General features: G+C 67.4%; 10 protein-coding genes and 1 pseudogene. 10 read left to right on the top strand and 1 reads right to left on the bottom strand.

Features of this window, described 5'->3' with window-relative positions:
• Positions 1–77: 77 nt before the first annotated feature.
• The 10 genes and pseudogenes from HAV18_RS08780 (at position 78) to HAV18_RS08735 (ending at position 12,306) form a co-directional block, all read left to right on the top strand.
• Complete coding sequence (locus HAV18_RS08780; protein WP_208101881.1) at positions 78–1,355, top strand: ABC transporter substrate-binding protein; 1,278 nt, start codon at positions 78–80, stop codon at positions 1,353–1,355.
• 68 nt (positions 1,356–1,423) lie between these two features.
• On the top strand, positions 1,424–2,380 hold the full coding sequence (locus HAV18_RS08775) for a carbohydrate ABC transporter permease (RefSeq protein WP_166954766.1): 957 nt from the start codon (positions 1,424–1,426) through the stop codon (positions 2,378–2,380).
• Position 2,381: 1 nt separating this feature from the next.
• Positions 2,382–3,212 carry a carbohydrate ABC transporter permease gene (locus HAV18_RS08770; RefSeq protein WP_166954764.1) on the top strand — a complete coding sequence of 277 codons (831 nt, stop codon included), beginning with the start codon at positions 2,382–2,384 and terminating at the stop codon, positions 3,210–3,212.
• Between the two features lie 34 nt (positions 3,213–3,246).
• Positions 3,247–4,383, top strand: coding sequence for an ABC transporter ATP-binding protein (locus HAV18_RS08765; RefSeq protein ID WP_166954762.1), 1,137 nt, complete (start codon positions 3,247–3,249; stop codon positions 4,381–4,383).
• Positions 4,384–4,481: 98 nt separating this feature from the next.
• Positions 4,482–5,291, top strand: coding sequence for a ThuA domain-containing protein (locus tag HAV18_RS08760; RefSeq protein ID WP_166954760.1), 810 nt, complete (start codon positions 4,482–4,484; stop codon positions 5,289–5,291).
• A complete protein-coding gene (locus HAV18_RS08755) occupies positions 5,288–6,436 on the top strand; it encodes a Gfo/Idh/MocA family protein (RefSeq protein WP_166954758.1) in 1,149 nt (382 codons plus the stop codon). The genes HAV18_RS08760 and HAV18_RS08755 overlap by 4 nt, the downstream gene beginning before the upstream one ends.
• Before the next feature lie 148 nt (positions 6,437–6,584).
• Positions 6,585–8,003, top strand: a complete 1,419-nt coding sequence (locus tag HAV18_RS08750) for a carbohydrate porin (RefSeq protein WP_208101879.1) — start codon at positions 6,585–6,587, stop codon at positions 8,001–8,003.
• Positions 7,991–8,932 (top strand): aldo/keto reductase, encoded by a 942-nt coding sequence (locus HAV18_RS08745; protein ID WP_166954756.1) that lies wholly within the window; start codon positions 7,991–7,993, stop codon positions 8,930–8,932. Before HAV18_RS08750 ends, HAV18_RS08745 begins: the two co-directional genes overlap by 13 nt.
• Before the next feature lie 39 nt (positions 8,933–8,971).
• Positions 8,972–9,997: pseudogene (locus HAV18_RS08740) on the top strand (glucokinase); the annotation flags it as partial.
• Between the two features lie 338 nt (positions 9,998–10,335).
• A complete protein-coding gene (locus tag HAV18_RS08735; protein WP_166954752.1) occupies positions 10,336–12,306 on the top strand; it encodes an APC family permease in 1,971 nt (656 codons plus the stop codon).
• A gap of 88 nt (positions 12,307–12,394) precedes the next feature.
• Here the strand turns inward: HAV18_RS08735 and HAV18_RS08730 are convergent, their stop codons facing one another.
• Positions 12,395–12,553 (bottom strand): hypothetical protein, encoded by a 159-nt coding sequence (locus HAV18_RS08730; protein WP_166954750.1) that lies wholly within the window; start codon positions 12,551–12,553, stop codon positions 12,395–12,397.
• Positions 12,554–12,576 lie beyond the last annotated feature (23 nt).

Below are 12,576 nucleotides of genomic sequence, written 5' to 3'. Positions count from 1 at the left end.
ACCCACGGCACCCGGCGACGCGCTCGCGACACCGCGGCGCACGATTCGAACGATTCGAAAAAAACTGGAGACACCGAATGATGAAGCTCAAGGCAGGTTGGCTGGCGATGGCGCTCGCGATGACGGCCGCCACGGCCACCAGCGCCGGCGCGACGACGCTGCGGATCGCATGCGGCGCAGCCGGCGTCGACCAGGACATTTGCCAGGTCTCGGCGAAGCGGTGGGCCGAGAAGACCGGCAACGAGGTCGAGTTCATCAGCATGCCCAATAACTCGAGCGAAACGCTGGCGCTCTATCAGCAGTTGCTCGGCGGCGGCTCGGACAAGATCGACGTGATGCAGATCGATACGGTCTGGCCGGGCATCCTCGCGAGCCACCTGATCGACCTGAAGCCGTACAGCAAAGGGCTGGAAAGCCAGTCGTTCCCGAGCATCGTCGCGAACGACACGGTGAACGGCAAGCTGGTCGCGATGCCGTGGTTCATCGATACGGGGCTGCTCTACTACCGCAAGGACCTGCTCGACAAGTACCGCGTGAAAGTGCCCGCCACGTGGGAGGAACTCGATGCCACCGCGCGCAAGATCCAGTCGGGCGAGCGTGCCGCCGGCAACGAGAAGGTCTGGGGCTACGTGTGGCAAGGGCGCGCGTACGAAGGGCTGACCTGCGCTGCGCTCGAATGGGTCAGCAGCTACAACGGCGGCACGGTGGTCGACGACAAGGGCCGCGTGACGATCGACAACCCGGGCGCGATCAAGGCGCTCGAGCAGTCGGCGAAATGGGTCGGCACGATCAGCCCGAAGGCCGTGCTGAACTACGGCGAAGAGGAGGCCCGCGGCGTGTTCCAGGCCGGCAACGCCGTGTTCATGCGCAACTGGCCGTACGCATGGGCGATCGCGAATCGCACGGGCAGCCCGATCAAGGGCAAGGTCGGCATCGCGCCGCTGCCGAAGGGCGGCGCCGACGGCCGCCCGGCCGCCGCGCTGGGCGGATGGCAGCTCGCCGTGTCGCGCTACTCGCCGAACCCGAAACTGGCCGCCGATCTCGTGATGTACATGGCGAGCGCGGAAGTGCAGAAGATGCGTGCGATCCAGGGGTCGTACAACCCGACGATGCCGGCGCTCTACCGGGACAAGGACATCCTGCAGGCCAACCCGTTCATGGCCGATCTGCTGCCGACCTTCAGCACGGCGGTCGCGCGGCCGTCGACCGTGACAGGTGCGAAGTACAACCAGGTCAGCAACCAGTTCTGGAATGCCGTGCACGATGTGCTCGCCGGCAGCGACACCGCAGCGGGTGCGCTCGCGCGGCTCGCCGCCACGCTCAACCGGCTCGCGCCGGGCGGCAACTGGCACTGAGCGCCGCGGCGCGCGATTGATCGATCGGGCCGGCCGCCGCAGGGTGCCGGCCTGACAGGAGACATCGAATGAGAACCGGAAGCATCGAGATAAGTAGCAGTCCTGCATTCGTGCAGGCACCCGCGCGAGCCCGAGCCGGGCTTGCCCGCGCGCGCCGGCGCCAGGCGTGGCTGCTGGTGGCGCCCGCGCTGCTCACGCTGGCGGCCATCGCCGGCTGGCCGCTGCTGCGCACGGCGTGGTTCAGCCTGACCGACGCGCAACTGTCCGACCTGTCGCAGCGACACTTCGTCGGCCTCGACAACTATCTCGGCGCAGCGGGCGTGCTGCGCGACCCGGCCTGGTGGCAGGCCGTCGGCAATACCGTGCTGTTCGCCGTCGTGTCGGTGGTGCTCGAGACGGCCACGGGCCTCGGCGTCGCGCTGCTGCTGGACGTGCCGTCGCGGCTGCGCACGCTGCTGCGCGCGGCCGTGCTCGTGCCGTGGGCGATCCCCACCGTCGTGTCGGCGAAGATCTGGAGCTGGATGCTCAACGACCAGTTCGGGATCGTCAACGCGATGCTGATGTCGATCGGCGCGATCCATGAGCCGCTCGCTTTTACCGCCGATGCGCGCCTCGTCTTTCCGACCATCGTGCTCGTCGACGTGTGGAAGACCACGCCGTTCATGGCGCTGCTGATGCTCGCCGCGCTGCAGACCGTGCCGCGCGATTGCTACGAGGCCGCGCGTGTCGACGGCGTGCCGCGCTGGCGCGTGTTCCGCTCGGTGACACTGCCGCTGATCCTGCCCGGCGTGCTGGTCGCGATGATCTTCCGGTCGCTCGACGCGTTGCGCGTGTTCGACCTGATCTACGTGATGACGTCGAACAGCCGGATCACGAAAAGCATGTCGATCTACGTGCGCGAACAGCTGATCGATTTCCAGCAGGTCGGGTTCGGGTCGGCGTCGGCGATGTTGCTGTTCGTCACGATCGTGCTGTTCACCATCGGCTACATGGCGGTCAGCCGCCGCCGGATGCAGGAGGCGTGAAATGAAGAAGCATCCGCTCGACATCGCGATTCACGGGCTGCTGTCGGCGCTCGTGCTGGTGATCGCGCTGTTCCCGTTCGTCTACATGATCGGCACGTCGATCAAGCATGGCGACGCGCTGTTCGATACGTCGCTGTTCCCGGCGAGCCCGTCGCTCGACAACTACCGCCAGCTGTTTCGCGACCAGCCGTTCGGTGCGTACCTGCTGAATTCGGCGCTCGTCGCGGGCGGCGCGGTCGCGCTGTCGCTCGCCGTGTCGGTGCTCGCCGCGTATGCGCTCGGCCGCGTGTCGTTCCGCGGGCGCGGGGTGCTGATGATGTGCATTCTCGGCGTGTCGATGTTTCCGCAGGTCGCGATCCTGTCGGGCCTGTTCGAGCTGGTCCGCTCGCTCGGCCTGTACGACCACCTCGGCGCGCTGGTGCTGTCCGACCTGATCTTCACGCTGCCGTTCACGATCTGGATTCTCGTCACGTTCATGCGCGAGTTGCCGCGCGAGCTGGAGGAGGCGGCGCTCGTCGACGGCGTCGGCGTGTTCACGCTGATCTTCAAGATCTTCATGCCGCTGCTGCGGCCGGCGCTGGCCGCGACGTCGCTGCTCGCGTTCGTGTCGGCCTGGAACGAGTTCCTGTTCGCGCTGACTTTCATGATCTCGTCGAGCCAGCGCACGGTACCCGTCGCGATCACGATGATTTCGGGTGCGAGCAGTTACGAGTTGCCGTGGGGAACCATCATGGCCGCGTCGGTCATCGTCACCGTGCCGCTCGTGCTGCTGGTGCTGGTGTTTCAGCGGCAAATCGTCTCCGGCCTGACTGCCGGTGCGGTCAAGGGTTGACGCGTAGCAGCCCGAACAGGATCAAGAGGAAAACATGAGTCAGATCAAGTTGAGCGGTCTTCGCAAGCAGTTCGGCACGACCCCCATCCTCAGCGACGTGAATCTCACGGTCGAGCAGGGCGAGTTCTGCGTGTTCATCGGCCCGTCGGGCTGCGGCAAGTCGACGTTGCTGCGGATCGTCGCCGGCCTCGAGGAACAGAGCGCCGGCGACGTGTGGATCGACGGCCGCTGCGTCAACACGTTCGCGCCCGCGCAGCGCGACATCGCGATGGTGTTCCAGAGCTATGCGCTCTATCCGCACATGTCCGTCTACGAAAACATGGCGTTCGGCCTGCGTCATCTGCGCTTGCCGAAGGACGAGATCGACCGGCGGGTGCGGCTCGCTTCCGAATCGCTGCGGCTTGGCGAGCTGCTCGAACGCAAGCCCGGCGCATTGTCCGGCGGCCAGCGGCAGCGCGTCGCGATCGGCCGGGCGATCGTCCGCAAGCCGAAAGTATTCCTGTTCGATGAGCCGCTGTCGAACCTCGATGCGGCGCTGCGCGTGAAGACGCGCGTCGAGATCGCGAAGCTGCACCGCAGCCTCGACAGCACCAGCATGATCTACGTGACGCACGACCAGGTCGAGGCGATGACGCTCGCCGACAAGATCGTGCTGCTGCGGCCGCTCGAAGGGCGCAGCGGGCTCGCCAGCGTCGCGCAGATCGGCACGCCGCTCGATCTGTATCACCGTCCGGCGAGCCAGTTCGTCGCCGGTTTCATCGGCTCGCCCGCGATGAACTTCCTGCCGGCCAGCGTCGCGGCAGCCGGCAGCGGCGAGGTTCGCGTGCTGGTCCGCGACCATCCGCTCGGCGCCCACGTGTCCGGCGACGGGCTCGAGACGGGCGCCGGCGTGACCCTCGGCATCCGCCCCGAACACGTGCGGGTCGGCACCGGCGCCGTGACGGGCCAGGTCGCACACGTCGAGCAGATGGGCGAACACACCTATCTGTATCTCGACACGCCGCTGTGCGACCAGCCGATCGTCGCGAAGACCGATGCGGCCGGCGCGCGGGTCGGCGAGCGCCTGCGCGTCGATCTGCCGGCGGGCGCATTGCATCTGTTTCATCCGGACGGACGCGCGGCGGGTCGCACGCCGCGCGAGCCTGCCGCACCGGCGCTCGCGATCGCCTGAGCGGCGCGCGGTACCCGGCGAATCCAGCCACAGGTTTCAGGCGGCCACGGCGCATGGCCGCTGTCGAATGGGCGCCAAATCATCGATAAAGGATAGTCATGCTAAACAAGAAGCTTTCAGTGATCGTATGGAACGAGTTCGAGCACGAACGGGAAAACGCGGGCGTGCGCGCGATCTATCCGGACGGCCTGCACCAGGTGATCGCCGCCGCGCTCGCCGAGACCCCGGCGCTCGGCCACGGTGCGTTGCCGCTCGAGATCGGGACAGCGACGCTCGACCAGCCCGAGCACGGCCTCAGCGAAGCGCGGCTCGCCGCGTGCGACGTGCTGATCTGGTGGGGGCACAAGGCGCACGCGAAGGTCTCCGACGAGATCGTCGAGCGCGTGCAGCGCCGCGTGCTCGAAGGGATGGGCCTGATCGTGCTGCATTCCGGGCACTTCTCGAAGATCTTCCGCCGCCTGCTCGGTACGAACTGCTCGCTGAAGTGGCGCGAGGCAGCCGAGAAGGAACGGCTGTGGGTCGTCGAACCGTCGCATCCGATCGCGGCCGGGCTCGGCGAGTATTTCGAGCTGCCGCACGAGGAAATGTACGGCGAGCGTTTCGACATCCCGCAGCCGGACAGCACCGTGTTCATCTCGTGGTTCGAGGGCGGCGAGGTGTTCCGTTCGGGCTGCTGCTGGGAGCGCGGTCATGGCCGGATCTTCTATTTCCGGCCCGGGCACGAAGCCTACCCGACCTATCACGACCGCAACGTGCAGCGCGTGATCGCGAACGCGGTGCAGTGGGCCGCGCCGCGCGTGAACCTTACCGACCGCTGCCCGGAATCGCCGCCGCTCGAAAAGCTCAGCGAGAAGAGCGGGCAGTTCGCGCACGTCGGCATCCGGCAAAGCGCAGGAGACCTCGCATGAACGACGATTACAAGGTCGAGCTGCCGGAAGCGGCGGTGATCGCACGTGGCCGGCGCCTGCGCGTGGGCGTGATCGGGCTCGGGATCGGCAGCAAGCATATCGAAGGCTGGCGCGAGCATCCGGACGTCGACGTGGTCGCGATTGCCGACCCCGATGCGAAGCGGCTCGCGAAGGTGGGCGACGCGTTCGGCATCGATGCCCGCTACGCGTCGGCCGACGCGATGTTCGCAGCGGAGAAGCTCGACGTCGTCAGCGTCTGCACGCCGAACAAGTTCCATCGCGAGCTGACGCTTGCCGCGTTCGACGCCGGCTGCCACGTGCTGTGCGAGAAGCCGATGGCGCTGAACGCGGACGAGGGGCGTGAAATGCTGATCGCCGCGCAGCGCGCCGGCAAGCGGCTGATGATCAATTTCTCGTACCGCTTCAGCGCGCAGTCGCGCGCGCTGAAGGCGCAGGTCGAGAGCGGCCTGTTCGGTGATTTCTATTTCGGGCGGACGGTCTGGCATCGCCGGCGCGGGATGCCCGGCTTCGGTGGCTGGTTCGGCACGAAGGCGCTGGCAGGCGGCGGGCCGCTGATCGATCTCGGCGTGCATCGGCTCGACCTCGCGCTGTGGCTGATGGGCTATCCGAAACCCGTGTGGGTGATGGGCAGCACCTACGATCCGATCGCACGCGAACTGGCGGCGCGTGCGGGCAAGACGTTCGACGTCGAGGATCTTGCGGCCGCGATGATCCGCTTCGACAACGGCGCGACGCTCGCGCTCGAGGCGTCGTGGGCGACCAACATCCAGGAGGCGGAGCTGATGGAAACCCGCCTGCTCGGCACGCGCGCCGGGCTGCTGCAGAAGAACCTGAACGAGGGTTACACGTTCGACGCGCACGTGTTTATCGAGCAGAACGGCGCGCAGTTCGACATGCGCCTGAATCCGCCCGCGGAAGGCGCGCATTCCGCGATGTACGACTACGCGGAAGCGATTCTGTGCGACGTCCCGCATCCGGCGCCCGGTGAGGAAGGGCTGATCGTGATGGAGATTCTCGACGCGATCTATGCAAGCGCGGCCGCGGGCGAGCCGATCCGCATCCACGCGCCGACGCGGGCGGACGCCGACGCGTCACCGGTGCTCGATCTCGACGTCGCGGGCTGAAGTCGAGCGCTGACTTCGTTCCGGGCCGGCGCGCGGATCGTCCACCACGCCGGCCCGACAGCAGCATGACGGACGACGCAGCACACACACCTATTCGATGACGCCGCGCATCGCACGCGGCGCACAAACAACGTTTGGAGACACGTTCATGATCGACGAAGCAGGCTGCGCCGCGCGCGGCCCCGCACGCACCCCGTTCAGGCTCACGCGGCTCGCCGCCGCGTTCTCGCTGGCCGTCGCATCGGCCGCGCTGCATGCGGCGCCGGACCCGGCAATGACGGTCGCCGCCGACAGCGCGCCGGGCGGCCTCTCGCAGGCCACCGGCGTCGTGCCGGCCGACACGAGCCCCGCCAACGTGGCGACGCCGACGCCGTCGTCGGCCTGGAACCAGCTGACGCCGTGGACGCAGTTCCATGGCTATATGCGGGCCGGCATCGGCACCAGCGATGGTCATTCGCAGGCCTGCTTCCAGTTGCCGGGCGCACAGAGCAAATACCGGCTCGGCAACGAGTGCCAGGTCTACAGCGAGCTGGAGATCGACCAGACGCTGTACAAGTTCTCGAACGGCATGCGGCTGTCGGCGGTGGGGATGGCGAGCCTCGTCAACGATCTCGATCGCGCGCCGACCTTCAATGGCGATCACGGCCGCGTGCGCCTGCCGCAGTCGTACGTGCAGCTCACGAACTTTCCGGGGCTCGACGACATGCGGGTCTGGTTCGGGCGCATCTACTACCGGCGCAACGACGTCCACATGAACGACTTCTACTACTGGAACCCGAGCGGCCTCGGCGCAGGCATCGAGAATGTGCCGATCGGCGGCGGCCTGAAGCTCAGCTATGCGCTGTTCCGCGAGGACTACATCGACCAGCCCAACTACGCGACGCGCCACGATCTGCAGTTGTCGGGCGTGCACCCGAACCCCGGTGGCGAACTGCAGTTCGGGCTGTCGTATATCCCGGCCCGCGCGCCGGTGTTGAACACGAGCGGCGTGCTGCAGGACGCGCACAGCGGCTGGTCGTTCACGGTTCAGCACGTGCAGACCAACCTGCTCGGCGGCAAGAACAAGCTCGCGTTCCAGTACGGCGTCGGTCCGGGCACGGGCCTCGGCTACACGGGAACGCTGACCAACGACAACCGCTACAAGAGTTTCCGCGTGCTCGACGCGTTCGACTGGCAGGCGACGCGCGACTTCAGCGGACAGGTGGTCGGCATCTACCAGCGTGACATCGCGCCGTCGGGCGGGTCGCAAACCTGGATATCGATGGGCGTACGGCCGGTGTACGCGTTCACGCAGCACATCAAGCTGCAGGGCGACCTCGGGCACGATCGCGTGACGCCGTCCGGCGGCCCGACGCGCACGCTGCTGAAGGCGAGCGTCGCGCTCACGCTTGCGATGGACCGCTCGTTCTGGTCGCGGCCGGAATTCCGCGTGTTCTACACGTATGCGCGCTGGAACCAGGCCGCTCAGGATGCAGCGGCACCCGGCGATCCGCTGTCGACAACGGGCATCTTCGGCACGTCGCGCACGGGTTCGACGGTCGGTGCGCAGGTCGAATGGTGGTGGTGAGCGCGATGACGGAACGCTGTACGACGATATCGATGGGTGCCGATGCCGCGCCGTTCTCGCGCATCGTGTTCGGGATGTGGCGAATCGGCGACTGGGCGTTGTCGGTCCGCGAGCGACGTGCGCTGATCGAGGCGGCGCTGGAACTCGGCGTGACGAGCTTCGACCATGCGGACATCTACGGCGACTACACGGCCGAGGGCCTGTTCGGCGACGTGCTGGCCGATGCGCCGCACTTGCGCGAGCGGATGCAGATCGTCACGAAGTGCGGGATCCGGCTCGTGTCCGCACGCCGGCCTGCGCACGGGATCAAGCATTACGACACGCGTGCCGCGCATGTCGTCGCGTCGGTCGAGCAGTCGCTGCGCGCGCTGCGCACCGACCGGCTCGATCTGCTGCTGCTGCATCGTCCCGATCCGCTGATGGATGCCGACGAGGTTGCCGCGACCTTCGCCGCGCTTCGGCGTGACGGAAAGGTGAGGGCGTTCGGGGTATCGAACTTTACGCCGGCACAGGCTGCGTTGTTGCAGGACCGGATGGCGGCGCACGGCATGTCGCTTGTGACGAATCAGGTCGAATGCTCGCTGCTGCATCTCGCGCCGCTCGACGACGGCACGTTCGACCAGGCGCAGCGCTGGCGCTGTCCGCCGATGCTATGGTCGCCGCTCGCGGGCGGGCGCCTGTTGACGGAGGCGTCGCCTGCTGCGACGCGGGTGCGCGAGCGCGCGACGCGGATCGGCGACGCGCTCGGCGTGCCCGCGACGACGGTGCTGTTCGCGTGGTTGCTCGCGCTGCCGTGCCGACCGCTGCCGATCGTCGGGTCGAGCCGGATCGCGGCGCTGCGCGAGGCCGTGGCGGCGACGCGGGTGACGCTCGAGCGCGAGCACTGGTTCGAACTGCTGCACGCGGCGCGCGGCGTGGAGGTGCCATGACCGTTGCGATCGACACACGATGACAATTCGGGAGATGGGATGAGCGTAGCAATCCTCAACGGTGATCCGGTCGCGCCGCTCGGTGTGCGCACCGGAGAACCCCGCTTGCTGGCCGACATCGGCGGCACGCATGCGCGCTTCGCGCTGGAGACCGCGCTCGGCGGGATCGGCGACGTGCGTGTCTATCGATGCAGCGCCCATGCCGGCCTGGACGACGCGGTGCGCGCGTTCCTGCGCGACACGGGCGGCGCCCGGGTGCGGGACGCGGCGATCGCGATCGCCAATCCGGTGGACGGCGACATGGTCAGCATGACCAATCATGACTGGCGCTTTTCGATCGACGCAACGCGCCGCGCGCTCGGGTTCGACACGCTGCACGTCTTCAACGATTTCGCGGCGCTGGCGATGGCCGTGCCGCATCTGTCCGCGGGACAACGCCGGCAGATCGGCGGCGGGCGCGCGGTGCCCGCCGGTACGATCGGCGTGCTCGGCGCCGGCACTGGGCTGGGCGTCTCGGCGCTCGTGCGCGCGGGCGACGCATGGGTGCCGGTGTCCGGCGAGGGCGGGCATGTATCGTTTGCGCCCGCCGATGCACGCGAAGCCGACGTGCTGCAGTACGCGCGGGCACGCTGGCCGCACGTGTCGTTCGAGCGGCTGGCCGCGGGCCCCGGCATCGCGGTCATTCACGCGGCGCTCGCCGCACGCGACGGCTGCGACGCATCGCGGGCCGATACGGTCGATACGGTCGATACGGTCGATACGGCCGCCATCATCGATCGTGCGCTTGCCGGCGACGCACGCTGCGCGGCGACCCTGGATTGCTTCTGCGGCATGCTCGGCACGTTCGCGGGCAATCTGGCGCTGACGCTCGGCGCGACCGGCGGCATCCATATCGGCGGGGGCGTCGTGCCGCGCCTCGGTGCATGGTTCGATGCATCGCCATTTCGAGCCCGCTTCGAGGCGAAGGGCCGCTTTGCCGGCTATCTCGCGAAGATTCCGACCTTCGTGATCACCGCGCCGCATCCGGCCTTCGTCGGCGTGTCGCGCCTGCTCGCCCGCGCGTTGGGCGAGGTCGGCTGACGCGCTGCACGGGTCGCCGGGGCCGTGCACGAAGGTGTGCATTCCCGTCGAGCATCGATCGGATGAAGGCTCGCGTCGGCACGCATGCGTGTCCCGGTGCAGGTCGATCGGCTGTGCACGACATGCGCAACACGTGCGTGTCGCGGCCGTACCGTCATGTCCGGCTTGCGTGTTCGTAGTGCGATTGTCTGCAAGGCGTCGGCAGGTTGAAAGCAATCCGGCGCGCGCACGCCGCCCTATGGAATACGCCGACTGGAAGTCGTCCCGGAACTCATTTACTTTTAGAGGAGTGTCGCCGAGGCGTCGTGCGTTCCGGAGGAATCGTGACCGCATTCCAGAAGGTGTGGCAATTGCTCGTCGGAAAGCCGCTGGACCCGCTCGATCCGCGCACGCGGCATGCGATCGCCGTGACGCCGCTGCTGGCCTGGGTCGGGCTCGGCGCCGACGGCCTGTCGTCGTCGTGCTACGGCCCGGAGGAAGCGTTCCTCGCGCTCGGCCAGCACCACGCGCTCGCGCTGTTTCTCGCGCTGGCGACGGCGGCCACCGTGTTCATCATCGCGCTCGGCTACAACCAGGTGATCGAGCTGTTCCCGACGGGCGGCGGCGGCTACCGCGTCGCGACGTCGCTGCTCGGGTCGAAGCCCGGGCTCGTGTCGGGCGCTGCGCTGCTGGTCGACTACGTGCTGACCGTCGCGACGTCGCTCGCGAGCGGCGTCGACGCGTTCTTCAGCCTGCTGCCGGTCAGCGCGCAAGCCTTCAAGCTCACCACCGAGATCGTGCTGATCCTGATGATGACGGGGCTCAATTTTCGCGGGATGCGCGAATCGATCATGGTGCTGCTGCCGATCTTCATCGGCTTCGTGGTCCTGCACTTCGTGCTGATCGTGTACGGCGTCGCCGTACACGGCAGCAGCCTCGCGATGGTCGTGCCCGACGCCGTGCACGAAGCGCACGGGATGTCGCAGTCGCTCGGCCTGTTCGTGCTGCTCGCGCTGCTGATGCGTGCGTTCTCGCTCGGCGGCGGCACCTATACGGGCCTCGAGGCCGTGTCGAACAACGTGAACATGCTCGCCGATCCGCGCGTGCCGAACGGCAAGGTGACGATGTGGTACATGTCGACGTCGCTCGCGTTCACGGCCGGCGGCATCATCCTGCTGTACATGCTGTGGCATGCGAAGCCCGTCGACGGCGAGACGCTCAACGCGGTCGTATTCGGCAGCGTGATCGACCATCTCGGGCTCGGCTCGGCGTTCGCGCGCCATGCGTTGCTCGCGGCCGTGCTCGCATTCGAGGCCGGGCTGCTGCTGGTTGGCGCGCAGACGGGCTTCCTCGACGGCCCGGCCGTGCTGTCGAACATGGCGTCGGATTCGTGGGTGCCGCGCCATTTCCGCGACCTGTCGACGCGCCTCGTGCGGCAGAACGGGATCATCGTCGTCGGGCTGTCGAGCCTGCTGATCCTCTTGTGGACGCACGGCAACGTCGACGTGCTCGTCGTGCTGTACAGCATCAACGTGTTCCTCACGTTCAGCATGTCGCTGCTCGGGCTTTGCACGTACTGGTGGCATCATCGCAGCCAGCAGGGCTGGTTCAAGCACTTCTTCCTGTCGGCGCTCGGGCTGAGCGTGACGGCGACCGTGCTCGTCATCACGCTGATCGAGAAGTTCACGGCGGGCGGCTGGCTCACGGTGCTCGTGACGAGCGCGGTGATCGCGCTGTGCTTCATGATCAATCGCCACTATGCGTATACGCGTGCGCAGCTCGCGAAGGAAGATGCGCTGTTCTCCGGCAAGCCGCCCGAAGTCGACGAGGCGACCGCGCCGGGCAAGCCCGATCCGTCGCAACCGACGGCGGTGCTGCTGGTCGGCAAGCATCGCGGCGCGAGCATGCACGCGCTGCTGTGGGTCAACCGGCTGTTTCCCGGGCACTTCCGCAACGTGATCTTCCTCGCGGTCGGCGAGGTCGATGCGAAGGCATACGACGGGCACGAACATCTCGAACGGTTGCGTCACTCGATCACCGAAGCGCTGGACTACTATGTCGCGCACTGTCGTCGCAGCGGCATCGCGGCCGACTACCGGATCGCGTTCGGCACAAATCCTGTCGTCGAATTCATGAACCTCGCATCGTCGACGCTCGACGAGTACCCGAACGCCGTGTGCTTCGCGAGCAAGCTGATCTTCCGGCGCGTGAATTTCCTCACGGCCTGGCTGCACAACCAGACACCTGTCGAGTTGCAGGCGCGCCTGCACGTCGAGGGCAAGCAGATGGTGCTGCTGCCGATGAACGTCGGCTGACGGACGGGCGAAGCGGCTCGCCTGCACTTTTCGGCGCGAACGAACAGGTGTGCGGCAACGGCACGGTGACTTTTCTTGCGCAGCGCGATCACGGATGACGATGCGTATGCGAGCGTGACGAGCGTCGCGCGGGCCGGTGCAGCAGCTTGTCGCGCGTGCGGTCGCGGCCGCGTGCTGCCGTGAAGAACAGCACCGCGAACACGAGAAGCGCGAGCAGCAAGAGCGCCTGGACGATACCGTTTTCCATGTCGCCTCCAGCATGACGAGGGA

Origin of the sequence: Burkholderia sp. D-99 (genome assembly GCF_011605345.1) — a bacterium.
Classification (GTDB): Bacteria; Pseudomonadota; Gammaproteobacteria; order Burkholderiales; family Burkholderiaceae; genus Burkholderia.
Note: the sequence above shows the minus strand (reverse complement) of the source record. Positions and strands in the feature narration are given on the sequence as shown.

Coding starts and splice junctions, on each gene's coding strand:
- HAV18_RS08770 (WP_166954764.1), top strand. CDS start 2,382: ATGAAGAAGCATCCGCTCGACATCGCGATTCACGGGCTGCTGTCGGCG.
- HAV18_RS08760 (WP_166954760.1), top strand. CDS start 4,482: ATGCTAAACAAGAAGCTTTCAGTGATCGTATGGAACGAGTTCGAGCAC.
- HAV18_RS08765 (WP_166954762.1), top strand. CDS start 3,247: ATGAGTCAGATCAAGTTGAGCGGTCTTCGCAAGCAGTTCGGCACGACC.
- HAV18_RS08730 (WP_166954750.1), bottom strand. CDS start 12,553: ATGGAAAACGGTATCGTCCAGGCGCTCTTGCTGCTCGCGCTTCTCGTG.
- HAV18_RS08780 (WP_208101881.1), top strand. CDS start 78: ATGATGAAGCTCAAGGCAGGTTGGCTGGCGATGGCGCTCGCGATGACG.
- HAV18_RS08775 (WP_166954766.1), top strand. CDS start 1,424: ATGAGAACCGGAAGCATCGAGATAAGTAGCAGTCCTGCATTCGTGCAG.
- HAV18_RS08750 (WP_208101879.1), top strand. CDS start 6,585: ATGATCGACGAAGCAGGCTGCGCCGCGCGCGGCCCCGCACGCACCCCG.
- HAV18_RS08755 (WP_166954758.1), top strand. CDS start 5,288: ATGAACGACGATTACAAGGTCGAGCTGCCGGAAGCGGCGGTGATCGCA.
- HAV18_RS08745 (WP_166954756.1), top strand. CDS start 7,991: ATGGTGGTGGTGAGCGCGATGACGGAACGCTGTACGACGATATCGATG.